Consider the following 24,643-nt stretch of genomic DNA (forward strand, 5'->3'; position numbering starts at 1 on the left):
TGGTCCCGGCATGTCTCGGTTATGCGTTTACTAATTCCTATGATTTAGCAAAATAGGGTTTTAAACTCAAAGGGTTACATATTTGTGGACGTAAATGATTAGGATAAATGTAATAGATAAATTAAATGTGTTTAGGATCAATGTGAAATCAGTGGCTGTTTTACCCATTGAGTCCTTTGACGCGTTATTAGGTAATAGCATTAGAATAAACATAATGGATATGCTCAGTAGAGGTCCCATGACAGTTACGTCATTGGCGCAGGAGTTAGGAATGCTTAAGGGCGTTGTTCATAGGCATGTGAAGGCGCTCGAGGACTTTGGTTGGGTTAGGCAATTAAACAATGATGAAGTAAAGACTGTTGGATTAAGTAGAGAGGCCAATAGGATATACTATGTGCCATCGGCCATGGTTTACCTGGGGTTTAAGCTTGAGGCTAATGAGCATGGTATGAAAATAATAATACCCGCTAATTATGGTGCTTTCGTAGATGTCAGAGGCCGTAAGTTCATATTACTAACACCAACATTCTCGAACCATGAATGTAGGAATTCATGTCCTTCACATGAAGCATGCCTCGACTGGATTAAGAGAATTGGAAAGCAGTATCACATAAGTGTTGATTATGATGATGCAGGTAGGGCGCTTATGTACCTATATACACAGTTAATACTTAAGGAGTTTAGGATAAACATGATAAACAACGCAATAATGCTTGACAGCCCGCGCCTAAACTCTATTTTCATGAAGCATGCAAACCTAGCCCTCTAATACAACTAGGTAATTCCTGAAGCCCGTAACCCTGCTTAATTCATACCACTTATCGAGCGATGGGTAATATTGCTTAATCACCATGGTATTAACGCCACCGATAAGCAGTATATTGTCATTATCACTAATTACCTTAACTATAAAGCCGCATTCATCAAAGATCAATTTCCATTGCTTAATGATGAACTCACTCATGCAGTTACCCTGGAATGATGGAATTAATCCTCCCTCTATACCGAATACTTGAATTTCATTATTAGTGTCGGAGTACAATAATCTACCTGAGAGCCCTAATGCTCTCATTATCCTAAGCGCATAGCTGCTGGGCTTGATTCTATGTGGTTTGATTCTCATAAGCCTTACAATAATGATTAACGCCTCATTGGATTTCACGTGGGTTTTTACGTCTATGCCTTCCTCATACCATGAAATACTAATGTCACAATTATTCTCCGTAATTACTACAAATAGTCCTTTTAATTCATTATTTATGTGTGTAAGGTATCTTCCATAGATTATTCCATTACATGGTAAATGAAGTATTACTCTTGTTCCGTATAATTGAATATCCTCATTATTAAAGGCATACCCTGTGTCCCTAGTTATTGAGGTTACGTTTTCCCTGGGAATCACGTATATTGTTAGCCCTGCCTTGTCATAACCTACCCTAAAGCTCTTAATTAAATCCTCAACGTTCACGTTACTACTGCTCATTCCACTTTAATAATCCAAGAGGATTCCTATTTAAATAAACCTGGTTAATTCATGGTGAGATGCTGATAAAGGTTACGTTTTTAGGAACAGGTGCAGGAACACCAAGTAGAGATAGGTACTTACCCGCAATATTGGTTGAGGATGGTCAAAGGAAGATACTGCTTGATGTTGGTGAGGGCATTCAATACAGGCTTCTTGAGATTGGCGTAAGCCCATTGAAAATAACCCATGTGTTCATTACGCACATGCATGGCGACCACATATTTGGATTACCTGGATTACTAGCCACTATGGCAATGCTTGGTAGGGAGGAGGACTTGGTGATTAGCGGTCCTCATGGAATAGTAAACTTCGTGAAGAGTAACATGGAGATTGTTGGTGATCCACCATTTCATGTACAAATCTACGAGATAGAACCCTCAGAGGGGATTAAGGATATTATTAATGAGGAGAATTTTAACCTACAATGCGTATTGGCGAAACACACGGTACCCGACTGTGCCTACTCCCTTAATTGGAGAACATATATAGGTAGGTTCAATCCAGAGAGGGCTAGGGAATTGGGTGTTCCTGTAAAGTATTGGAAAAGGTTGCATATGGGTGAGGTTGTTGTTCTTGATGATGGCAGGGTTATAAAACCCGAGGATGTTGTTGAGGTTAGGAGTAGTGGTTTAGTAAGGCTTGTTTATACTGGCGATACTGCACCCAGTGATTCTGTCATAAACATAGCTAGGGATGCCCAGGTACTTATTCATGATTCAACTTTCTCGGCTGTTGAGGATCACAGCATGGTTTGGAATCAAGGTCACTCTAGATCAATAGACGCTGCTGAGATTGCTAGAAAAGCTGGCGTCAATAGGTTAGTATTAACACACATTAGTAATAGGTACTCTGATCCAGAGCTACTGGCTGTGGAGGCATCGGAGGTTTTCACGAACGTCATAGCCGCCAGGGATTTAATGAGCCTGGTGATTTTCTCATAAATGAATTAATCACCACCATCACCGCCTATGAACGGTTTTAAGTATTCTGTTATTTTAACTAGTTCATCAATTCCCAATTGCCTAACCCGTGCATTCACATTAATATTAGCCTTCATCAGGGCATTTACCGCATCAGAGCCAAGGTATTTATTAAGCACCCACCTAAGGACCCTATTCCTATGCCTAAAGAGTACGTTGGTCACTGATTCGAGAGCCTTCATATCGCCATAACAAGGCTCCTTCTTGGTCATCATTACTAATGATGAGTAAATTTCAGGGCTTGGATAGAAGGAATCAGGTGGGTACGTGTTTAAGATACTCACGAAGTAATTACACTGGGTAATTATACTTAACCTACCATAATCATCGCCACCAGGTTTACTAATGAGCCTATTAGCCACCTCCCTCTGTATTGTTAATAAAGCCCTTGGAATTCCCTCCCTAATTATTCTTATTATTAATGGTGATGTTATTGAGTACGGTACATTAGAAACAATAATATCGACTTGAGGCCATGGTATTTCCAAGGCATTACCCTGAATTATAGATATATTATTTAATTGGTTCAAAACGCGTTCGGCTATTCTTACGAGTCTCCCGTCAATTTCAACAGTAATTACTTGTGACGTTACCTTGGCTAGGTAATAAGTTAATATTCCGATTCCAGTACCAATCTCAAGTACGTTTGAATTCAACGGCACATGACTAATAATATCCCTTATAACCATTGGATCAACAACAAAATGCTGACTCAGTCTTTTTCTCAACCTTAACCTATACTTCATAATTAAGTTCATTAGGTCCTCTTTAGTAACTGTCTCAAGGTCAGGAAGCATTACTCAGTATTCCCCTGAGAAATCAATACTAATAAGCTTTTAAACAGGTTTTTCGTTTCAATCGAAGTGTCATTGTTGATAAATGCGGTCTCAATCGTGGATACAATACTTAACACACCAAGGATTGGTTGGATACAACGTGGAATCCCGCAAGTCATTGCTGAAAGCGTTGGTGATCACGTACTGCTTACGAGTTATATCACATTAATTATATGTAATGAGGTTAAGAGAATTAATGATACCATTGACGTGAGCAAGTGCGTTTCTATGGCCCTTATTCATGACGCGCACGAGGCATTGGCAGGTAATGTGGGTAATAATGTGAGGTTATTAATTAATGAATGGAGGGATTTAGAGGCTAGGTTATTTGATGAGCTTGGGTTTCCCGAGGAATTACGTAATTACTTTAGGGAGTATAGGTATGGATTGAGCGTTGAGGGTAGGATTGTGAATCTTGCCGATAAACTAGCAACATTTATTAGGGCATGCATTTACGCCAAGACTGGTTATGACACGAGAGAATTAATTATTAATTACAGGGAATTAGTGGAAAAGTTATTGAATGAATTCACAGATAATATTGGGCAAGTCATTAATAACATCGTTAACCCTATTCTTTCATGGTGTGATGACCGTACCGTCACTAGTACCCTCAGTAATGAGTCTCCTTAATGAGCTTAACTTACCGCAACCAATCACGTAGATCGTAATACCGCTCCTCTGGGCTATGCTTAATGCCCATGGGTCGAGTAAGTCGTAAGTACCTGCCACCGTCCTTGACCTAAGTATAGCCATTAACTCACTAATGCTCACTTTATCGAGTTTCCTGGCGTTGGAGTCAACCCTCGGATCGTTCGTATAGACGGCATCGATGTTTGCGCAATCAATTAGTCTCTTAATACCTAAGAATTCACTGATGAGTAGTGCTACCGTGGCCGTTGATTGACCTGGTTGGAAGCCACCCGTGATTACTAACCTACCTGTTGACCACGCCCTAAAGACCTCATCAAGGTTCGTGGGTATCGGTAGGTAGGCAATATCACTGAGTGCGGCAGCTAATAACTGGGCATTTAACCTGCTGGCTGATATACCGAGCATGTCTAATAATGATTCATTTATGTTAATCTTCCTGCCAAGCTCTATGTACCTACGTGCGAGAGAACCACCCCCAGTCACTATTGCCATCCTATAACCGTTCTTCCATAATTCACGAATTAAATCCACGTATTTAGGTAATAAATCCTCACTGTCAAATAGGTGCCCACTTAGTTTTAATGTGAATGATTCCCGAATCATTCATTGATTTCATTGTGCAATGCTTTCTTAAACTTTCCTAACCAAGTCACTTATAGCCTTAGTAATGCCATTAGAGACGTAAATTGGCAAGTCATTAAGATCTAGGCCCGGCATTGCATTGTCGCATACGTACTGTAACTTCTCAAGATTTTTTGCCAGGAATTCCTTAATTTCATCATAATGATCAGCACCTATTAATGGTTGCATGTAAGAATCTATTGAGCAATCATTATCATACCATTCCTTAAAGAACTTAGCTGATGCCACCAATTTATTAAATTCATCAACAGTAATTTCCTCATTATTAATCACAATTATTACCTGCGTATTAAGAAATTTCTTAATTATCTTAACCTTAATAAGCCCCAAGTCACAGGGCCTCTTTGATTTAATGCATTGAATAATATCCTCACCAATGCTTAGTATGTTCATTAGATCCCTATTTCTCTCATACTCACGCTTACACCTACAAATTTGCTGAATAACCTTAACAAAGCGTGATCTATACTCCTCGGTTAAAGCCTTAATGGCATCGTAACTATGCATTTTAGGTTTAAATCATGGGTTTATTTTAAAGATATCCTTATTAATTGAATGAATTATTCAGCCTTACCAATAGCCTTCCTAACTACCTTACCACCAGGACACTTAAACAACCCAATTATTACGCCTCTCCTACCCTTTGGAGCAAGCATCCAAACCTTAACTGGTTTGAGTTTCATTGATTGGCCATCACACTCGACTTCATACTCCTTCTCCATGTAACTTGATAGCTCCGCCATTGTACTTTAGTAATTATTCTATCCTTAATAAATAATCATAACCGTAAACAATGCATAAATTAATATTTATAATGCTCTTTCTACGCGGGTAATTACAACAAGGAGTATAGCAGAGTAATTATTGTTTAATGGTAATAATTCTATTTTTTACGGTAATTAATACCAACTTCATTATTGAGTAAATAGGTAAGGTATTAAGGACTATGAATATAAGCATCGTTTAGGTTAAAGATGGAATTAATATTATTGAAAAGACTTTTAAGGTGAATCATAGTTATATAATTTAGGTGCTGATTAAGGGATGAGGGGTTCCAAGCGCTGATCGAGGGATGAATTAATGGGTTAGGTAATATATTTTATTGAACATTATGATAATAATTATAAATCCGTAGAGTTAATGTAGTAATTGATGGCGATCAAATCCGTGATTTATGGTGTGGGTCCTATTGGTCAATTAATAGCCAGGATTGCAGTTGAGAGGGGCTTTGAGATTGTGGGTGCGGTGGATATTGATCCTCAGAAGGTTGGTAAGGATCTTGGTGAGGTAATAGGATTGGGTAAGACCCTGGGTATTAAAGTGGAAAGTGATGCTGATAAAGTCCTTAAGGATTCTAACCCAGACATCGTTCTTCACTCAACAGGTAGTTTCTTTGATAAGGTGTATCCACAAATAATGAAGGCCGTTAAGGCCAACGCAGACGTAATATCCACATGTGAAACCCTATCATGGCCCTGGTATAGGTATTCAGACCTGGCAGAGCTTGTTGATAGTTACGCGAAAAATCACAATGTAACCATACTAGGTGCCGGTGTTAATCCAGGTTTCGTATTCGATGCGTTACCGGCCGTGCTTTCAGTAACGTTAACAAGGCTTGATAAGATCACTGTAATCAGGTCATTGGATGCCTCAAAGAGGAGGTATTCCTTCCAGAAGAAGATTGGTCTTGGAATGACTCCAAGCCAGTTCAATGAGGCGTTAAGTAGGGGTGAGATAACGGCTCACGTTGGTTTTGCAGAATCAGTGCATCTTTTAGCCAGTATAATTGGTCTTAAACTAGATAGGGTCGAGGAAGGTCAGGAGGCTTTAATTGCAGAAAAGCATTATGAGACGCAGTACTTCAAGATGGAGCCTGGGCAGGTCAAGGGAGTGGTTGGTCATGGAAGCGGTTTCATTAATGGCAGGGAGATTATAAGAGTTGAGCTGAGGGCCTGTGCAGGTTGTGAGGATTTTGAGGAGGTTAGACTTGAGGGCGAGCCATCGATTACCTGGAGAAGTACTGGTACGGCAGGCGATCCAGCTACGGCCGCAGTAATAATTAACCTAGCACCCAGGGTATTAGATGCAAGACCTGGATTAATAACACTCAAGGACTTAATAAACTACTCATATTCAGTGTTGACTTCAAAATAATTTAATGGGCCACATGCTAAGTTATTTTGCATTGCCCTTTCAGTGTGTCGTTACCTCACCCCTACTTAGCATGCCTATGTAAATCCCTTAATAATTATGGAAGTCTTATTAAGGGAATGATTGACTCGTAGCATTAAGTGTTAGATAAACGTACGTGTTTAGGTACTTAAGTTCTAGATTATTTGGGTCATACATCCATAAAGTTGCAAATACCCTGTAATTACCCGTCTTATTAATACTTAGGGTTATTCCCTGTACCCAACTCTCATTATTGAGGAGTATTCTTTGTAGTGTCATTATTGGTGTGGCGTTTAATGGCGGTTCTATGAAGCTTGTATTCGTAACATAAACATAGACAACAAACCAAATGGGTCTCCCCATACCATTATATACATATACACTTACGTTGATCGGTTCATCAGGGTAGACAATACTTGGGTATTGCGTTATTGTACCGTTAGGTCCAAGAAACGCTATTGCTGCATATGGCTCAATCGCATACCTATTTATTGCTGGATAGAAGGAAAAGAATACTAGGAATACCACGATTATGGCAGCTACCACGGCGAGAACCTCCTCATTAAATAGCATAGTCCTTGACTTGCCGCTCCCCTTAATAACCTTATAATGACTCCTAAATTTAATAATCAATTTACCAATGATTCGCTCCCTCATTAAATACATGACTATTAGGGTTATGATTACAATTATAGAGATAATACCAGGCAGCACCATGTATATGATACTCACATAAAACGACCCCCTCAATGACTGCGTGTCCTTAATAACCTCATTAGCAAGTGACTGAGCACCTGTATAATTTCCACTTTCCATTAGTACTATGGCATTATTAAGTAAGGACACGTCCTTAGTGACATTAACACCATTAGCGCCTAAGTATGAAATATCCCTATAGGCTATTAAAACCGTATTTTGCTGTGAATATGAACTAACATCTACAATAACTAGCAACAATGCAGTCAACACCAGGGCAAGCCACATCCATCTACCCTTCAACATCACAATTTTGCTCATTTAAACTCCTAGTAATAAATTCTTGCCTAGGTCATTGGTATCCATGCCCAATTCGGTGGCTGCGTGTAATTAATCGCTATGGAGTCCCCTGGATCCAGTAGGAAGCATTCACCATTTATTGATTGCGGTGTTGATGATTGAAACGCAATGATTGATTGCCCAGCCTTGGTTATCGTTACCTGGCTTACTGACCCACCGTATAGACACACCGTGACTGGCACTGGGTAGGTATTAACTACCTGCGACCCTGAGCTGGGCACGGACGGCGTAGTTACCGTGGGTACCCAACCAATGTTCCTAATAGCATACATTAAAGAAACATTACTGTAACTAACGGGTGTGGTGACTCCCGCGAAGTAATTATCATATAGGTATGCTGAACTGCAGCTACTGATACCTATGCCCGTTGAGTAGCCGGCAATGGTGTTGCCCCTGAGTATCAAGTACTTGGCGTTGCTTATGCTTGGGCCGTTTGCACTACTTGTTTGGTTCCCGAATTGGAATGCGCTGTTTATTATTGCGACGCTGTCTACGCCGTTTATGTTGTATGGGCTTGAGCCAGCCGTGGTCACCTGGTCCCTGAAGCTGGCGCCAATTATCACTAACTCGGCCCCGTTACCCGGCGTTGATGACACTCTCAGTGTGCTTTTGGACCCAGCCATTACTACGGAGTCCTGTATCGCCAATGTGCCCTGGGTGTTTACTGCGGCGTTTATTGCGTTCGCCACGCTACCCGTGATTGCGGTGCCCGAGATAATGACCTCACGACCAGCCGTGCTTATGGTGGCGTTCACACCGTAACCACCACTCACGGTTGGGAAGGTTATTGTGCCCCCATCAATCAATACATCACCATCATTTATGAGCACGCCATTGCCCGCATCTATTATTGATGATCCGTAAATAACAGTATTCGTTGATGATGAAACCTCAACACCGTAATTACCACTCCCCCTGAGCGATGAGTAACCGATGAGCACCGTGTCTGAGCCACCCACGTAAACCCCAATCGAGTCACCCTCACTCACCACGTTACTCACAATCACGTTGCTTGAATTAAGCACACCAACCGCGCCGGGCCCATTCGTGCTATATATTGAGTCGATCCACACGAACTTGGCGCCACTCACTGCAATGTTGAATTGATTACCAACACTGTACGTGTTATTACCCGCATTCCCATTAAAGCCAACCCTCCTAAGCCACATGTATGACCCACTAATCACGAACAACCCCTGCCCCGAGGAGCTAACGGCGCTATTACCCACTGTGAATATTGTGCCCGTCGGATCCTCACCCTCAATAATGATTAAGCCAGGTGTGCCACTGCTTGATGTGTTATTGATTGTGACGCAGGGATATGAGGTACATACATACACGCCATTTCTAATGAGGACTCTACCACCATTACTGCCTAATTGATTGATGGCGTAGGAAATCGCCGAGCCCGGGTCACTGGATTGATAAATTGTTTGACCGCTCGAATTCATTACGTAGTAATTCCCATTATTGATGAAGATTATATAATCGTAGCCCTGAGGAATGCTCTGTGCCGGGCATGGAGGGCAACTACATGAGACACCACTGGTCGGCGTAGTAGTGGTGGCATTAGAAGGGATTTGCGGGCATTTAGGGCATGGTGGGCATTTAATGAGCTCCTTACCAATCTCGTAACCAATAACGCCAGCACCGATGGCTACTGTACTAGCGACTATAGTCTCTAGGAACCTACGCCTAGATCTATTAATATCTTTATTACCACTAGCCATCTTCTCATTGACTAAATATTTTTAGCTTTAAGCATTAACCTTCTCAATACGAACCCTTGTATCTTTATACGCAGGCGTTTTTGTAATTGGATTAAGCACGGCTGGAACCAGCGTATTCGCCAATAGCTCTGGATAATGAAATGTCGTGAATAATACTCCCCTCGGAACCCTAGTTGACGCCTTGACCCTAGCCAATACCTCACCAGCAGGTGAGAGCAACTTAACAACCTCGCCATCCTTAATGCTCTCAGCCCTCATGTCCTCAGGATTCATCTCAACAACAGGCCCCCTCCAAATGACCCTAAGTACTGGTGACCTAGACGTCATGGTCGCAGTATGATACTGCGCCCTCTCCCTACCAATAATTAACGAGTACGGATAAAGTCTCTCCACAACCACATCAAAGCCTCTCCAACTAACCACCCTAAACCTAGCCCTACCCCTCGGAAATCCATCAGCATATAGTATTAGAGTACCTGGACTAGACTCACTCGGCACCGGCCATTGAAGTCCACCCTCACGCTCAAGTCTCTCATGGCTTAATCCACTGAATACTGGTGCTACCCTCGCCATATCCCTCATTATGTCAGTACTATCCCTAAGGCCCATGTCATAACCAAGCTTCCTAGCTAACTCAACAAAGACCCACCAATCAGGCTTAGCATCACCTGGTGGATCAACGACCTTCCTCGTTAATTGAAGCCTCCTCTCCGTATTCGTGAATGTACCGTAATCCTCAAGAGCCGCAGATGCCGCTGGTAATACCACATCGGCATACTCGGCAGTCTCAGTCATGAATATGTCCTGGACGACCAGGAACTCCAACTTACTCAACGCCTCGGCAACAGCCTTACTGTCTGGGTGAGATCTAATACTATTCTCACCAACTATGTAGAGCATCTTAATCAAGCCTCTCCTAGCCATATCAATCATCTCAGTACTCCTAAAACCAATAAAGGATGGTAACTTACACCTCCAAACCTCCTCAAAGCGCCTCCTAACCTCCGAATCCATCAAAGGTTGATAACCAGGCAACCTACCTGGTGCACAACCAACATCAGCCCCTCCCTGAACATTATTTTGCCCCCTAAGTGGCATTAAACCTGCACCTGGTTTACCAACGTTGCCAGTTAGTAATGCCAGGTTTATCAGTGCTGATACGTTTTCTGTACCATTCTCATGCTCCGTGATGCCAAGGGTCCACATAATCATTGATGGCTTCTCAAGCGCATAAAGCCTAGCAACCTCCTTAATAACGTCCTTAGGTACTCCGGTTACTTCCTCGGCAAAATCCAGAGTAAATGCATCAAGGCTCCTTACCCAATCCTCAAAGCCCTCGGTGTACCTACTAATGAATTCTTTATCGTACCAGCCCATGTCAATTATGTACTTAGCCATTGCTGAGAATAGTACGACATCCGTACCAGGCCTAATGAGAAGTTCATACTCAGCGTACCTGGCCAACTCAGTGTGTATTGGGTTAACGATTATTAAGTGAGCACCCTGCTTAGCAGCCCTCTTGACGTAGGCGGCGATGACTGGGTGTGTTTCATTCATGTTGGAGCCAACTACAATTATAGTCCTTGAGTTTAATACATCCCTTATGGGGTTGGTCGCCGCGCCGTAACCCAGTTGCGTGGCTAATGACCATGCTGACGGTTCATGGCATAACGTGGCTGATTGATCGATGCTGTCAGTACCGATGGCGCATCTCATGAACTTCTGAAATGCGTAAATACTCTCGTTAGTGCTTCTATCACTCATTATACCTCCAATGGCGGCTGGTCCATACTTGTCAAGGATCTCCCTAATCTTACTGGCTATTATGTCTAGGACCTCCTCCCACGTGGCCTCTCTAAATACCTCGTGAATGGGCCTACCATTTAACGGGCCTTTGGGAATTCCAGTTCTCCTAATCAATGGTTTTGTAAGTCTCTCAGGACTATTAACATAGTGATACCCAAACTTACCCTTAATACAGAGCTTGCCCTCATTTGCGGGTCCATAGGCACCCCTAGCCCAAATAACTTTGTCGTCCTTAATTCCATACTCGACTTGACACCCAGTGCCGCAGTATGGGCATGTGGTCTCAACAACCTTATCAGCAGGTACCCAATCCCTTTCCATTAATGCCCCGGTTGGGCATGCATCAATACATGCGCCACAACTTACACAGCTTGATACGCCCATTGGAACATCAAGATCAAAACCAACCCTAGTATCCAAACCTCTGCCTATGACTGTAATGGTATCATTACTCTGATCAATACTGCAGGCAATTACACACTTCCTGCACATTACGCAAGCCGATGGGTTAAATACTATTGCTGGGTGTGTGTCATCGATCTTGATGTCTGGTATTATCGGCGCTGGTTCAAGGCCGTACTTAATGGCGTAATCACATAATCTACACCTCATTTGCTCCTCCTTACTCCTGTGGGTATGATTCTTCAGTAAGAGCCTTAGTAAGGTTTTCCTAGCCTCAGTAGCTCTTATGCTCTCGGTCTCGATCTTCATACCCTCAGACACCTTGGTTATGCATGAAGGCATTAACCTACCATTAACCTCAACAACACATATCCTGCAAGAACCATTTGCATATCCCTCGTAGTAACATAACGTTGGTATCTCAATGCCGTACCTCCTCGCCAGATTAAGTATTGTCTCACCATTAGCGGCTTCAACCTCTCTGCCATTTAGGACTACCTTAACCATACCCATCACCTGAAGTGAACACCAGCCCTGCAAACACCCTTAACGTGCTCCTCAAATTCATCCCTAAACTGACTAAGTGCGTCAAGGAGCACCTTACCAGCTGACATGCCTAGACCACATAATGAAGTATCCATCATGGTCTTCGCCACCGACTCAGCCCACTTAAGGTCCTCCTCATTCGCCTTACCATTACTAATTCTCTCGAGAATATTAACCAACTCCCTAGTACCCAACCTACATGGCTCGCACCTACCGCATGATTCATGCGCAAAGAACCTCTCAACCTCGAGCATAACATCCACAATACACCTACTGTTAGATAGGGCAATGATCACGCCAGGGCCCAGGAAAACACCTAGTTTTCTTGCTTCTTCGGGTGTAAGTCTCACCTTAATTCTCGAGGAGTGGACCAAGCCTGAGGAGACACCACCAACAAAGACCGCCTTAACGTTTTCCTCCTTAGCACCTGCCTTCACTAATAATTCATTGAGGCCTATTGTTAGTTTCTCCCTGTAAAGTCCTGGCCTATCAACATCGCCAGTGACGCAGAAGTACTTTTCTATCGTTATTTCCTTACCCTCATAATAATTACTGAGGAGTATGGGTATCGCTGCAGCGACCTCCACGTTAATCACAGCGGTGGGCTTACCGAACAAACCAGCCTCGGTGGGATCGGGAGGCCTTAAACGTGGCTCACCCCTGCCCCCTTCAATTGAATTTATTAACGCTGTTTCCTCACCAACAATGTATGGAGAACCAATAAGTGAAACAGTAATTGGAGGTAACTTACTAAGTAAGTCTCTGTTGGTTAGGAACGTCCTTAATTCATCAAGTGCCCTCTCAATTACAGCCTTAGCATTTCTAAACCTCTCATTAACCGCGATTATAACCTCATCAACATTCAATGCAAGTGACAGCAGTAACGCGCCCTCCAGTAGTTGATGAGTGTTTCTCTCCATTATCAATCTATCCTTAAAACCACCTGGTTCTCCCTCATGCCCATTAACAATTAAGTACTTAGGTCTATCGGCATTACTTGCCAAAGCCTTAAGCCTGGTCAGGGCACCACCACCGAGTAAGCCAACCTTAACGAGTAATTCAAGAATGAGGAACTTATTACCTTCATTGAGAAACTTCTCGAAGTACCTATAACCACTCCTCGCTATGTACTTATCGAGAGGTTCGTATTGAGACTGAACATAATCACTCCTTGACTCCCCAACCTCCTTAAAATCACCGTTAACAAACGTGTAATACCTATCACCCATCCTAACTGCAGGTCCCTTATCGCAATAGCCAAGGCAATACGTTACGGAGTACTTAATACCGCGTCTCTCCAATTCTCTAGTGACTTCTCTGGCTCCCTTCAATATGCAGGGAAGGCCCATGCACACTTGAACCTCTGAGTAATCATGGAAGTAGAATGTGGATAGCATCTTAACCGTTGATAGGGGTAGGTTATGCTTCTCGGCAATTTTCCTAAGCTCATCATCTGACGTAATCCTCCTTTCAATTATCTCCTTACTCGTCTCACGCAGTCTTGCCCTATAATCCATGTTGAGAAAACCTGGCAAAACTTTAAAGGTATTTCGGGGACCGTAATGTGTAGTGGGTTATTAGGCTTAGTTATTTTGAGTATTTGGGTGTTAAATGCTGCTTTCATATATTATTAATGATATGGTTAGGATCGTCAGAATCAATAGTTACTCAGATCTTGATAAAGTACTCACTGATTTAGGACCTGGCGAGTGCGCATTATTACTTACTAAGCAGGTTGATGATTCATTAAGGCATGTAGATGGAATCACCACGGTATTACTGAGGAGTATTAGGGATAAGACCGAGGTTGATTACCTACTTGCCGCGGGTAGTAAGGTACTCTGCATATCCATGGATGGTTTTGGCTTACTCAGTGAGTATGCGCTCTCGAGGCTTAAGTATGTAATAATAACCCGCCAACCCACAGAATCAGACACCAAGCTCTTCAGGATACTACTAAACATAACTCAATAATTTACTCATTATCAAGCCATACCCTCTTCACCGTATTTACCCTATCAAAGTCCCTATCCTCACTTACAATTACGTTAACTCCATTATTTAGCATCACTGCTACATGAATGGCGTCGGACGGCTTCAACACACCTATGTACTTCTCAGCAGTTTCGTACTCCTTTAAACCAATGTTAAGAACCTTCACGTAGGGTAATACCACGTCATCAAGGAATTTGATGGTATCTTCATACTTAATACCGTACTTCTTCCTCGAAATATGAATAACCTCATCGAGCACCAAAACGTCAGTGTATAACCTATCTCTCCTCATAAGGAGGCCCTTAAAGAATTTGATTACGTTTTCCTCACCTACATTCAGGTATATAAGTACGTTAGCATCTAAAAACATCATTCGATCTCACTCAAACTCATCTTCCAGGCTTAATCCACTGAGCTCACCGAGTTTCGGCTTAACACGTATATAATTTTTAATAGCTTCTAAATGTTCTTTGATTTTTTTATCAAATTCTTCAATATCCATGCTCGATACTGACTTAATTATTATCTCACCATTCTCAGCCTTAATTATTAGTTCATCACCATCCCTAATACCTAGAGTCTCCCTAATGGCCTTTGGCAATGTGATACGGCCCCTCCTTACCTTAACTCGATACTCGAACTTACCCATAGTTTATTTTTTCAAAATCTTTAGGTTTAAAGATTTACTTAACTATTTCTATTAAATCATTATCGTAATAATCTAAGTTAACGCTTATATCTAAGGTATTCACGCTCTTATTCCGTGCTGAGCGAGGTAATAAGTAAGTGGGGTGTTAAGGTATTCGATACGGTCCGCATACACCTCAGGGATGGCACGACATTAGACGGCGTAGTACTGCCCAGGCCTGGCGTCGGTGATCCTAACGTAGTGATTTTGAAGCTTGATAATGGCTATAACGTGGGTATTCATGTTAATAATATCGAGAAGATAGAGGTTTTGAGTCATGTTGAATCAAAAAGCGCAGTATCCATACCAATTGGTCAGTTCGTTAGGGCAGAATCCACAGGGCTTCCCAGGGTTAGGCTCGTGGCTACTGGCGGCACTATAATGTCCAAGGTTGATTACAGGACCGGTGCAGTATACCCAAGCTTTAGTATTGAGGACTTGTATGCAATGTACCCGGAGGTTAAGGGCATAGCCGATATTGAGCTCCTCAATTTAATGGCAATATTTAGTGAGGATATGACGCCAAGGAGGTGGACCGAGATTGCTGAGGCGGCTTATAAGGCGTTTCTCGACGGTGTTTCCGGTGTCGTTGTGCTCCATGGCACGGATACCATGCATTACACGGCTGCCGCACTCTCCTTCGCAATAAGGAATCCTCCAGGTCCAATAGCGCTCGTTGGTTCTCAGAGGAGTAGTGATAGGCCGTCTAGTGATGCCTTTGAGAACATGCTGGCCGCCGTACTTGTTGGTGCCAGGGCACCCTTCGCTGGTTCCTACATTGTAATGCATGCATCCACAAATGATGGTTTAATAGCCGTTCATAGAGGGACTAGGGTTAGGAAGATGCATACGTCTAGGAGGGACACGTTTATTAGCATTAATGATAAACCCGTGGCTTACGTGGACATTAATAAACTCGAGATAGTGCTAAACACGAATAATTATACGACTCGATCTAAGGTAGAGGATACAGTATTAATGAATAAATTTGATGAGAAGACAACATTGATTAAGTTCTACCCAGGTATGGACCCAGAAATACTTCACTTCCTAATTGATAGGGGGTATCACGGCATTGTAATTGAGGGTACGGGCTTTGGTCACGTTAGGGAGGAATTACTTGATCCAATAAAAAGAGCCATTGACAGTGGCATACCTGTGGTTATCACAAGCCAGACAATATTTGGAAGAGTGAATTTAAACGTCTATAGGAGGGGTGTGGAGTTACTGAGACTTGGCGTAATACCTGCCGAGGACATGCTGCCGGAGGTAGCCTTTGTTAAGCTTTCATGGGTGTTAGGACAGACCAGGGATATGAGTGAGGTGAGGAGATTGATGCTGATGCCAATAGCCGGTGAATTAAATCTGAGGAGTGATATTAGCACATACATACTAAGGCCTGAGCTACCTAAAGTGAGCTTGTGAAGTTTTGATGAGTATTTTTCGGTTAATAACAAAATCCCTCCTAACTTAATCCATTTTAATATCGAGTTGACCTATTGGGATTATTACCCAATCCCTCGTAAGCACTAGCTTATAGGCTAATACCTTAACTCCATGGTTAATGGCGTATTTAAGGGCTTCTGTAAACCTAGGATCAAGCGCTATATTAGGCATGAAGAGCTTCGCCCTAGTCCTAAAAACCAGGAAGAGTACGTGCGCCTCATAACCAAGCTCCACGGCCTTAGCCAACTCAAGCATATGCCTTGCGCCACGCATTGTCGGTGCATCCGGGAACTTAGCAATTCCATTCTCCTCAAGAGTCACACCCTTAACCTCAACAAGTGCATAATCACTGCTTGGTGACTTAAGCAGTAGATCAAACCTACCACTACCGAAGTGAGGCTCCCTTCTAACAACCTCATAGCCATTCAAAACATAACCATTACTAATTAACCATGCTGCGATTTCATTATGTATCGCGGAGTTCACGAGTACGAGTTCATCACCAAGATCAACTGCAGTTAAGTAAAACCTGGTCTTACCCGTGAATTTTGAGTATGCGAAGAACCTAACGCCAGGCCTTAGGAGCTCCGTTAGCCTGCCAGGGTCATGAATGTGTACGAGCTCCTCCCTACCGTTAATAATTCCAATACCAACAAACCTATTCAACCTCTTAATGAAAATGCCCTCAGCATCTGGCTTCTTAATTATATAGCTCATTATTAATCATCTCCGGCGCCGCCTTATTGATGCATTTCTTAATTTATTAATCTGCGATCAACTTATTTGGTTAATCACCACACCACTGAAATATACACCAGTTATTCCAGTCATGTTTATGCACCTAAGCATTATTGGATCCTCAGATGTACTATTAACAATCAATGTTAGTGCCACGCCGGTCCATTCATTGGGTTCCTTAAAGTAGGAGCAAAGTATTGGCGTTGATGCATATATTTGTGATCCCGCAATATTCGATGCTTGAAGAATTCCTATTGTTCCATTACAAGGCTTCGTAACCGTGAAATACGCAGTCACGTTATAAGTGCCTGGTAATAACGTTAAGTAAAACGGACCAATCCAAAAAGTACCGGAGTAATCCTCCGGCCAATAATAAATAGCACCTTGAATCTTATTGAATGTCTTAGCATGCGTCCCAGGCCATAGCAGGAACTCGCTTGCTGGTATTACGTAGTTAGTAAGTGGGTCATACATAATAGGTTCACCATCATAACCTTTCTTGAATAAATAAGTACCATTGACTGCGGCTAACATCCCATAGCCCTGAACCTCGGCTTTTAATAATCCAGCCTCAGAGCCTCTACTATCGATTGTCATTAATATGTAAGTGGCGTTAATATTAAGTACATATTCATTATAATTTGGCATTGACATTGGGAAGACGTACGCATTTATTCTATTTGCCAGGTGAGGAAATACACTATCAATTGTTAATACAGACGCGTTGTTGGGTATTAACCTAACGAGTAGGTTTAGTGCCTTAACCCTCGTTGAGCTAAGGTATTTTATAAATACGTACAAGTTTTGTGATGCTGCAGGACTTAATGGATTATATAGTGCAAATAATATAATACCAATGATTAAGGATGTGATTAATACATGCTTTATGTACTGTTTAGTATGCTTAATACTCATTATGTACGCCACAAATAATTGAGGTATAACGTACATTGTATATTGGAGATCCAACATATAATAGGCGGGGTATGTCGATAAGAAAGAGAAGGCTGTGTATGGTACAGCAGGTAGTAACCATAATGGTGATAGTAATGATGGAAATAATGGCGCCCCAAGTATTGCGTAGTACATGATCTTCTGCTGAATGTTCGTAAGAATTTCCTGCTTAACGAATACCCAATACTTTATTGCATATTGCATGAAATTTATTGGATTACCTGAATAACCAGCTATGGTAGATGGATTATAGACAGCCAGTGATGATTTATAGGGATTTAATATGCCCATTACTTTAGGCGTTATTATCATGTATAGAATAATCATAGCAACCAATAAAGTTATGTGAATCACGTGTTTACCTAATTCTCTATTCTTAATGAGTATATATATTATTGGTATAATCATCGTTAGGGCAATTATTGGCGTATACTCAATGATCATGAGGAATAAAACCATCAAAGATATTGCTAACACCCACCTTCTCATTAGTATAAGCAGTACTGTAGTAATATATAGCAATGGTATGAAAACTTCGACATGAAAATCATAGTAAAGGGGACTAGCTATGCCTGGGCTAATTAAGTACATTAATGAAGTTATGAACGCGATGCTCCTATCATGTGTTAGATGCGTACTCATAATGTATAATGGAATTACGGGTATATAGAGTAGTATGGCTTGCAATACTAATAGTGTTAGTACGTGCGGACTTAAGTAGTATATTGGTACCAATGAAAAAAGTATTGGTGAATAGTGTGTCCCTAGAAAGCTTCCGCTTGGGTTTACGTAAAGCTCAACCGTGTAGTAAAAAAGCCTATGATAAAAAGCCACACTGAACAAAGCCTGTTCAAAAATACCCAAATCCCAGGCATAGGCGTTGTACGTTAGATACTTAATGTATGATAATGATGACCCCAATGCCATGAATATGGTCATTATGAGGATTACGACTAGGAAATACCCATCTTTATGTATCAACTTAGTTATTTTATATATAATTGGCCCTAGCGCTATTGTTAGGCCTATGATGAATGTTACCGAGAATATCTTCTCGAGAATTAGGTAAAGACCTAGTGATATGGCATTAAGGTAGCCTAGAATCCAAACTAAATAGAATGGTATTATTAATAATGTACTCATTAATGAGTAGATTTTATTGTTCAATTTCACGATAAAAGTAAAACTGAATGAAATACTTAAGCTTAACGCATCAAATAAGGACTTCCCACTATTCATGGGGTTTGTCAACTGACTTAACGTACCTCCTAAGGAGAACTAACGCCACTATTACTGGTGGTATCAACACAATGAAGGTATTCCTAATTCCTATCAAGTCGGCTATGTAACCTGTTATTGTCGGCGTTATTATACCTATGAGCATCATGAATGAGAAGAACAGGCTATTGGCGGCATTCCTATGCTCCGGCTTGAATGCCCTTGATATGGAGACCACGGACAACGGGTACGTAGTACCATGCGGGATACCCAGTATCAACAATGCTATGGCGTATACTAACGGCGCATTTGTCAGTACTATCGTGGACACACCAACTACGGTTATCATTACTGCCGCAGCCATGTATGGCCAGAGCCTCTCTGCAGGCCTAATTGATAGGTATAGCCTGCCTAGGAATGATGTTACGAAGAACAGGGAAAACAGCAACTCCACCTCGGAATAACTAAGTCCAAATGAGTCCCTTGCATATATGCCTCCAAAGGCCATGAGGAAGGAGAAAACCACATTATACGTGGCTATGTTGAGGACGGCCGTTATAAAACCAGGGTTTGTCACAACACCTCTAGTACTAATTGCATGCCTATCGCCATCCTCTTGCGGAAACCTAACGAAGGGCGCCATTGCTAATGCAAGTATTGGAAAGGCTGTGAAAAATAGGAAGGATTCCCTAAGCCCAAAATACCTCAGTATTAATGATTCAATGGCGGGACCCAGGATCAGGCTTATGCTTAATGACAACGTATAAATATTAAGTAGTCTTTCCCTGGCTACTCTATCTGGTAATAAACTTGCTGAGGTTATTACGTTGGGCATTAGAAAGCCCAGCGAGAAGCCGGCCACGGCCGACAATACCCAAATTGATAGTGGCGTTGAGAAAGCGAATACAGGAAATATGGCCGCATAAACTGCGGATGAGGCTATAAAGATTATCCTCCTTACGTTAGCCTTAACCCTCGCATTTATAAAGCCACTACTGATGAATGTCATCATTGCCATTAGGGCCGAGATTAAACCGACTAACGTATTACTGAAATGAAAGTTATACCTAACGAGTAGTGGTATTGTCGTCATTAACATGTTGTTAGAGGCCCTAATCGCTATTGTTAACGGGACAATTATCGAAATGGCCTCCATCAAACCTAAATATCGGCTTCTCGTCATGGCTTATCCACGTAACTTCTAACAAGCCTTATAAACCCTGATATATCACCTGGGCTGTAAATACCGTAATCAACCCTCCTCAGTATATTCAGGACGAAGTCTCTAGGCAACTTAATCGGTAATTTACTAACTACGTAATCGGCGGAGTCAACTGGGTTTTCCCTGGCAATCCTAATGCCCGTATTATAAACATCTATGAAGTACTGCGGGTCACCATTAATCTGAGCACCACATGCACCTGGCGCATTAACTAAATCCTCAAGGAATTCACCATCATGTTCGAGAATCCCCAGATTCAGCACCGCGCTTTGTGCATTACCAGTATTGAGCATGTTAAGTACTGATGGCCAATCATCGGCATAAATAAGCTCAGCCCTTAAACCACCCCTATCCAATAACGCCCTAGTGAGAACGTCAGCAGCACTGCCGCGTCTCCAAACGGCGATTCTAGGCCCCCTTAGCTCAGGGTATACAAACATTAGTTTCTTAACAGTCACAATATCAATCCTTAAACCACTCCTTATCAGTGATGTTAATGAGTCCGTAATCGCATATGCATTATGCTCCTCACCGCCCTTGCCAAAGGCTAGGTCCAGGTCTTTATGCTCTCCTGTTGCCAGTATTAATGGGTATGAGACTGGGCCTGGTGCGGTTATGATTTTCATACTTATCGATATCGAAATAGATATTTAGTTTATAAAACTTATTCGCAGTCTCGTAAATCATAGCCTTAATAAATCATTGCCGGTTATGCTTTGTATTAAGTCGTGTATATGAATAGGAGAGTAACCACTAGTATTAGGATCAGTAGTATTGTCCCCATTGCAAGGTAATCCCTTAGTGTATAATTCCCTGGATTATAAACAAGGAGGTTTGCAGGATGACTAAATGGCGTTAGGAACGTGGTTGTTGATGCCATGGCCACCACGGTCACTGCCAATAATGGATTCGGGTAAGTGAGAGCTATTGGAGTCATTATTGTTGCGGCACTCACGTTATTTACGAAATTAGCTATTAACGCGGTTATTAGGAATAGTATGATTAAGGACCTGGGAAATACACCAGCTATTACCATTGATAACCCAGTACTACTCATCGCGTAGCCTAGGGTTAGGAATGATGCTATGAATATTAGGACTGACCAATCAACGTATTGGTAAATCCTCCTATAATTAACTACACCACTAAGCATAAGCACAATAACACCAGTGAGGAAGGCCAGGGCAATGTTCACGCCAAATAATGAGGCGATCGTGGCTCCAACTAGGACTGCAACGGATAAGGTGCCCTTCCTAACGTCAAAGAGCTTGGCGCCCTTCGACCTAAGTGGCACAAGTCCATAGTCACTCATGAATTTGGCAATACTTTCTTCATCACCCATGAGGAGTAATGCATCACCGGATTTGAGGATTACATGGGATATCCTACCGTATATCCTCCTACTCCCCGCAGAAATACCAACTATTTTAACTCCATACTTATTCAGAACGTCTAGGTCCGATATCGTGTAGTTAATGAGGGATGATGAACTCGTTATTAAAGCCTCAACAATATCCTTACCCTCAATCTGGGTCGACTGAGGCACAAGGGTCAATCCCTTTACTGATGATATTATTGGTAACTTATCCACGGGTACTTCCATTATTAATGTAGCGCCACCATGTATTTTACCCGACCTAGATAACCTCCTTGGTAGTATGGACCTTATCCTAATTCCATACTCTTTCTCAACCTCACGCTTGGCCTTACCAACCCATTCACAGTCATCATTCACCTGTGCCTCGACGACGTACTCACCGATCTTCAAATCATCAACAGTAGTAACTATGCTCTCCCTATTCGGCAATAATAGATAAATTAGTAGTAGTGCTGGTATGCTCACGAGGATTATTATTAACCCTATATCTAGGAACTGAAATATTGACAAATACCTACCGAATCTCTCATACCAAAGCTGATCAATTATTAAGTTCGTACTAGTACCGAATATTGTGTATCTACCACCAACAATGGCCGCATAAGAAAGCGGTAATAAGTACTTAGATAACCTCTTATTATGGTTCCTTGATACTGCGTACATGAATGGTATGAATATGGAGACCAGGGCTACATCGCTCATGAATCCTGATAATAATGAGGTTATTAGCATTACAATCAGTAGGAGCAAGTATTCATTCCCAAACACCCTATCCAACTCCTCAGCTAATCTATCAAGGAAACCCGACTCTTCAAGGGCCTTACTAATCACCATAACGCTACCGAGTACGATAACCGTGGTAGAGCCAATAAATGCCAAGGCCTTTTCTGGGCTAATTACATTACCAATGATCAGCATTATCATTATAAGGAGGCCAATAACGTCATACCTAATGATGCGGATTAATAATAGTATTATTGCTAGGATAAGTACTGCTAATACATAATACTCTGCGAATGAAAGACTTATCATTATTTTTAATGGTAGGCTAGGTGAGGGATTATTTAAGTAATTCGCACTAAATTCCATGGGTTAGGTAATCAATCCTACCACCATCAGCAACTATGGTTTGTCCTGTGATGTACCTAGCCCTATCGCTGGCTAGGAAGAGCACGACATTGGCTATGTCCTCAGGCACACCGGTAATGCTTAACATGGTCCTTGATCTGACCAGAGACTTCGTCTTCTCAATCTCCTCGGGGTTCCTGTTCGCCGTGGTCATATCGGTCTCAATCCAACCAGGTGCAACGGCATTAACCCTAATGCCGTATTTACCGAGTTCAAACGCCATGCGCTTCGTGAGTATTATGACCGCTGCCTTAGTTATTGCGTAATACGTAGTGCCCTCAAAGGCCGTGCCTATACCCGCATTTGAGGCTATGTTCACTATGACGCCCTTCATCCTCTTTAACTGCGGCAGGAACTCAAGTGTCGTGTAGATAATGCCCTTAACGTTAATCCCCATCATTCTGTCAAATAACCCCTCATTATAAGACTCAAGGGGCATTAAGTACATAACACCTGCATTATTAACTATGACATTGACATCACCAAATTTATCCTCAACGATCTCGGCAGCCCTCCTGACCTCGTCCCTATTCGCCACATCACACTTAATGGTCAATATCCCCCTTTTCTCGAGCTCCCTGGCCTTATCATCGCTCCTCGCGTACGTCACAGCAACACTAGCACCTTCCCTCAGGAATGCCTCCGCAATCGCCCTACCAATGCCTCGAGTACCACCTGTAACGAGAATCACCTTATTACTGTACTCGCCCATACGAACTTGAAAATGACCAAGTACTTATAAGAATTAATCTAAACATATAATAATTAAATGGAGTTCCTCGTACCATTAAGCTCAGTGAGTGTTGGAGGTAGGACATTAAATAACGTTAAGTTATCCATTAGTGATAAGTATGTTTTCATAATCGGTATTGGGCCTGACGGTAGTTATGAGGAGAGGCTCCTAGAGACTAATGGTGATGATGTTCGAAAAATAATTAATGAAAACATTGATTATTTCAGGAAACTTCTTGATAAGTTGGATGGACTTGTTATAGGTATTGGGCGTGAGGTTAATGTTGATATTGCCATGAAAAATATTGAGCTTAAAGATCCTATTCAATACTTAATTAATAGGCTTAGTAATCATGACGAGTACCTTAAGCTTGTTGGTGATGGTTGGAGGAGGGTATTGGATTCCACGAGACTTGGTAGGGTTAGCGAGGGTCTCGCTGGTGGTGATAGGATTTACGTTACGCATATCGGTAATAATATAACACTTAATTTAGTTGCTGAGCCTATTGAGGGTGGTTTTATTGAGGTTATTACGTACACGGAGGGTAAGGTCACGGGTATAGTTAGGGTTAGGGTTGGTGAGGACGTTGTTGTTAAGACCGACATTAGGTCACCATCATCATTAATAATACTATCCCAGGCCAGGGATATTAATAAATTAAGTGATAAATTAACAGGTACATTACTTAGGGTTAAGGATCACGTTACTAATACCGTGAATGAATTGCTAATGATAATGAGGACCTACGGCGTGATACAATGATTAATAAGCTCTAAGTACTGGTAATGCTTAAA

General features: G+C 41.9%; 24 protein-coding genes. 7 read left to right on the top strand and 17 right to left on the bottom strand.

Annotated elements, in window-relative coordinates:
• Positions 1–94 precede the first annotated feature (94 nt).
• Positions 95–769, top strand: a complete 675-nt coding sequence (locus VMUT_RS04155) for an ArsR/SmtB family transcription factor (protein WP_013604178.1) — start codon at positions 95–97, stop codon at positions 767–769.
• On the opposite strand, the gene VMUT_RS04160 is transcribed toward VMUT_RS04155, so the two are convergent.
• Positions 758–1,483, bottom strand: coding sequence for a hypothetical protein (locus VMUT_RS04160; protein ID WP_013604179.1), 726 nt, complete (start codon positions 1,481–1,483; stop codon positions 758–760). The two genes, VMUT_RS04155 and VMUT_RS04160, sit on opposite strands and share 12 nt — an antisense overlap.
• A 59-nt stretch (positions 1,484–1,542) precedes the next feature.
• Between VMUT_RS04160 and rnz the strand changes: the two genes are divergently transcribed.
• Positions 1,543–2,466 (top strand): ribonuclease Z, encoded by a 924-nt coding sequence (rnz, locus tag VMUT_RS04165; protein ID WP_013604180.1) that lies wholly within the window; start codon positions 1,543–1,545, stop codon positions 2,464–2,466.
• 5 nt (positions 2,467–2,471) lie between these two features.
• On the opposite strand, the gene rsmA is transcribed toward rnz, so the two are convergent.
• Positions 2,472–3,302 carry a 16S rRNA (adenine(1518)-N(6)/adenine(1519)-N(6))-dimethyltransferase RsmA gene (rsmA, locus tag VMUT_RS04170; RefSeq protein WP_013604181.1) on the bottom strand — a complete coding sequence of 277 codons (831 nt, stop codon included), beginning with the start codon at positions 3,300–3,302 and terminating at the stop codon, positions 2,472–2,474.
• Between the two features lie 66 nt (positions 3,303–3,368).
• On the opposite strand from rsmA, the gene VMUT_RS04175 reads away from it, so the two are divergent.
• Entirely contained in the window at positions 3,369–3,974 is a 606-nt protein-coding gene (locus VMUT_RS04175) for an HD domain-containing protein (protein ID WP_052298497.1), read from the top strand.
• On the opposite strand, the gene pyrH is transcribed toward VMUT_RS04175, so the two are convergent.
• Genes pyrH through VMUT_RS04190 form a run of 3 tightly spaced genes read right to left on the bottom strand, consistent with a single transcriptional unit; the run spans position 3,921 to position 5,380 of the window.
• The gene (gene pyrH, locus VMUT_RS04180; RefSeq protein WP_013604182.1) at positions 3,921–4,598 is read right to left on the bottom strand and encodes a UMP kinase; all 678 of its coding nucleotides are present in this window, start codon (positions 4,596–4,598) and stop codon (positions 3,921–3,923) included. The genes VMUT_RS04175 and pyrH overlap by 54 nt on opposite strands.
• A 27-nt stretch (positions 4,599–4,625) precedes the next feature.
• Positions 4,626–5,144: a hypothetical protein gene (locus tag VMUT_RS04185; protein WP_013604183.1), complete on the bottom strand. Its 519-nt coding sequence runs from the start codon at positions 5,142–5,144 to the stop codon at positions 4,626–4,628.
• 53 nt (positions 5,145–5,197) lie between these two features.
• Positions 5,198–5,380, bottom strand: a complete 183-nt coding sequence (locus VMUT_RS04190; protein ID WP_048056861.1) for a chromatin protein Cren7 — start codon at positions 5,378–5,380, stop codon at positions 5,198–5,200.
• A gap of 409 nt (positions 5,381–5,789) precedes the next feature.
• On the opposite strand from VMUT_RS04190, the gene VMUT_RS04195 reads away from it, so the two are divergent.
• The gene (locus VMUT_RS04195; protein WP_013604185.1) at positions 5,790–6,791 is read left to right on the top strand and encodes an NAD(P)H-dependent amine dehydrogenase family protein; all 1,002 of its coding nucleotides are present in this window, start codon (positions 5,790–5,792) and stop codon (positions 6,789–6,791) included.
• Between the two features lie 108 nt (positions 6,792–6,899).
• Here the strand turns inward: VMUT_RS04195 and VMUT_RS04200 are convergent, their stop codons facing one another.
• Genes VMUT_RS04200 through VMUT_RS04215 form a run of 4 tightly spaced genes read right to left on the bottom strand, consistent with a single transcriptional unit; the run spans position 6,900 to position 13,866 of the window.
• On the bottom strand, positions 6,900–7,811 hold the full coding sequence (locus VMUT_RS04200) for a hypothetical protein (protein ID WP_013604186.1): 912 nt from the start codon (positions 7,809–7,811) through the stop codon (positions 6,900–6,902).
• Between the two features lie 41 nt (positions 7,812–7,852).
• Positions 7,853–9,595 (bottom strand): hypothetical protein, encoded by a 1,743-nt coding sequence (locus VMUT_RS04205; RefSeq protein WP_048056862.1) that lies wholly within the window; start codon positions 9,593–9,595, stop codon positions 7,853–7,855.
• Between the two features lie 27 nt (positions 9,596–9,622).
• Positions 9,623–12,316: a formate dehydrogenase subunit alpha gene (gene fdhF / locus VMUT_RS04210; protein WP_013604187.1), complete on the bottom strand. Its 2,694-nt coding sequence runs from the start codon at positions 12,314–12,316 to the stop codon at positions 9,623–9,625.
• Positions 12,316–13,866 (bottom strand): NADH-ubiquinone oxidoreductase-F iron-sulfur binding region domain-containing protein, encoded by a 1,551-nt coding sequence (locus tag VMUT_RS04215; RefSeq protein WP_013604188.1) that lies wholly within the window; start codon positions 13,864–13,866, stop codon positions 12,316–12,318. Before VMUT_RS04215 ends, fdhF begins: the two co-directional genes overlap by 1 nt.
• A gap of 94 nt (positions 13,867–13,960) precedes the next feature.
• On the opposite strand from VMUT_RS04215, the gene VMUT_RS04220 reads away from it, so the two are divergent.
• Positions 13,961–14,323 (top strand): hypothetical protein, encoded by a 363-nt coding sequence (locus tag VMUT_RS04220; protein WP_013604189.1) that lies wholly within the window; start codon positions 13,961–13,963, stop codon positions 14,321–14,323.
• Between the two features lies 1 nt (position 14,324).
• On the opposite strand, the gene VMUT_RS04225 is transcribed toward VMUT_RS04220, so the two are convergent.
• Entirely contained in the window at positions 14,325–14,717 is a 393-nt protein-coding gene (locus VMUT_RS04225) for a type II toxin-antitoxin system VapC family toxin (RefSeq protein ID WP_013604190.1), read from the bottom strand.
• Positions 14,718–14,723: 6 nt separating this feature from the next.
• On the bottom strand, positions 14,724–14,993 hold the full coding sequence (locus tag VMUT_RS04230; RefSeq protein WP_013604191.1) for an AbrB/MazE/SpoVT family DNA-binding domain-containing protein: 270 nt from the start codon (positions 14,991–14,993) through the stop codon (positions 14,724–14,726).
• Positions 14,994–15,107: 114 nt separating this feature from the next.
• On the opposite strand from VMUT_RS04230, the gene gatD reads away from it, so the two are divergent.
• A complete protein-coding gene (gene gatD / locus VMUT_RS04235; RefSeq protein ID WP_013604192.1) occupies positions 15,108–16,457 on the top strand; it encodes a Glu-tRNA(Gln) amidotransferase subunit GatD in 1,350 nt (449 codons plus the stop codon).
• A gap of 45 nt (positions 16,458–16,502) precedes the next feature.
• Here the strand turns inward: gatD and sfsA are convergent, their stop codons facing one another.
• The 6 genes from sfsA to VMUT_RS04265 form a co-directional block, all read right to left on the bottom strand.
• Positions 16,503–17,195: a DNA/RNA nuclease SfsA gene (sfsA, locus tag VMUT_RS04240; protein WP_013604193.1), complete on the bottom strand. Its 693-nt coding sequence runs from the start codon at positions 17,193–17,195 to the stop codon at positions 16,503–16,505.
• A gap of 57 nt (positions 17,196–17,252) precedes the next feature.
• Complete coding sequence (locus tag VMUT_RS04245) at positions 17,253–19,343, bottom strand: DUF2079 domain-containing protein (RefSeq protein WP_013604194.1); 2,091 nt, start codon at positions 19,341–19,343, stop codon at positions 17,253–17,255.
• A gap of 58 nt (positions 19,344–19,401) precedes the next feature.
• Complete coding sequence (locus tag VMUT_RS04250; protein WP_048056863.1) at positions 19,402–20,571, bottom strand: MFS transporter; 1,170 nt, start codon at positions 20,569–20,571, stop codon at positions 19,402–19,404.
• Positions 20,568–21,236, bottom strand: a complete 669-nt coding sequence (locus VMUT_RS04255; RefSeq protein WP_013604196.1) for a DUF3834 domain-containing protein — start codon at positions 21,234–21,236, stop codon at positions 20,568–20,570. Before VMUT_RS04255 ends, VMUT_RS04250 begins: the two co-directional genes overlap by 4 nt.
• 95 nt (positions 21,237–21,331) lie before the next feature.
• Positions 21,332–23,020 (bottom strand): SLC13 family permease, encoded by a 1,689-nt coding sequence (locus tag VMUT_RS04260; protein WP_048057178.1) that lies wholly within the window; start codon positions 23,018–23,020, stop codon positions 21,332–21,334.
• A 46-nt stretch (positions 23,021–23,066) separates the two neighbouring features.
• Entirely contained in the window at positions 23,067–23,828 is a 762-nt protein-coding gene (locus tag VMUT_RS04265; RefSeq protein WP_013604198.1) for a glucose 1-dehydrogenase, read from the bottom strand.
• A 57-nt stretch (positions 23,829–23,885) separates the two neighbouring features.
• Between VMUT_RS04265 and VMUT_RS04270 the strand changes: the two genes are divergently transcribed.
• Positions 23,886–24,611 (top strand): hypothetical protein, encoded by a 726-nt coding sequence (locus tag VMUT_RS04270; RefSeq protein WP_013604199.1) that lies wholly within the window; start codon positions 23,886–23,888, stop codon positions 24,609–24,611.
• Positions 24,612–24,643 lie beyond the last annotated feature (32 nt).

Source organism: Vulcanisaeta moutnovskia 768-28, from assembly GCF_000190315.1.
GTDB lineage: Archaea > Thermoproteota > Thermoprotei > Thermoproteales > Thermocladiaceae > Vulcanisaeta > Vulcanisaeta moutnovskia.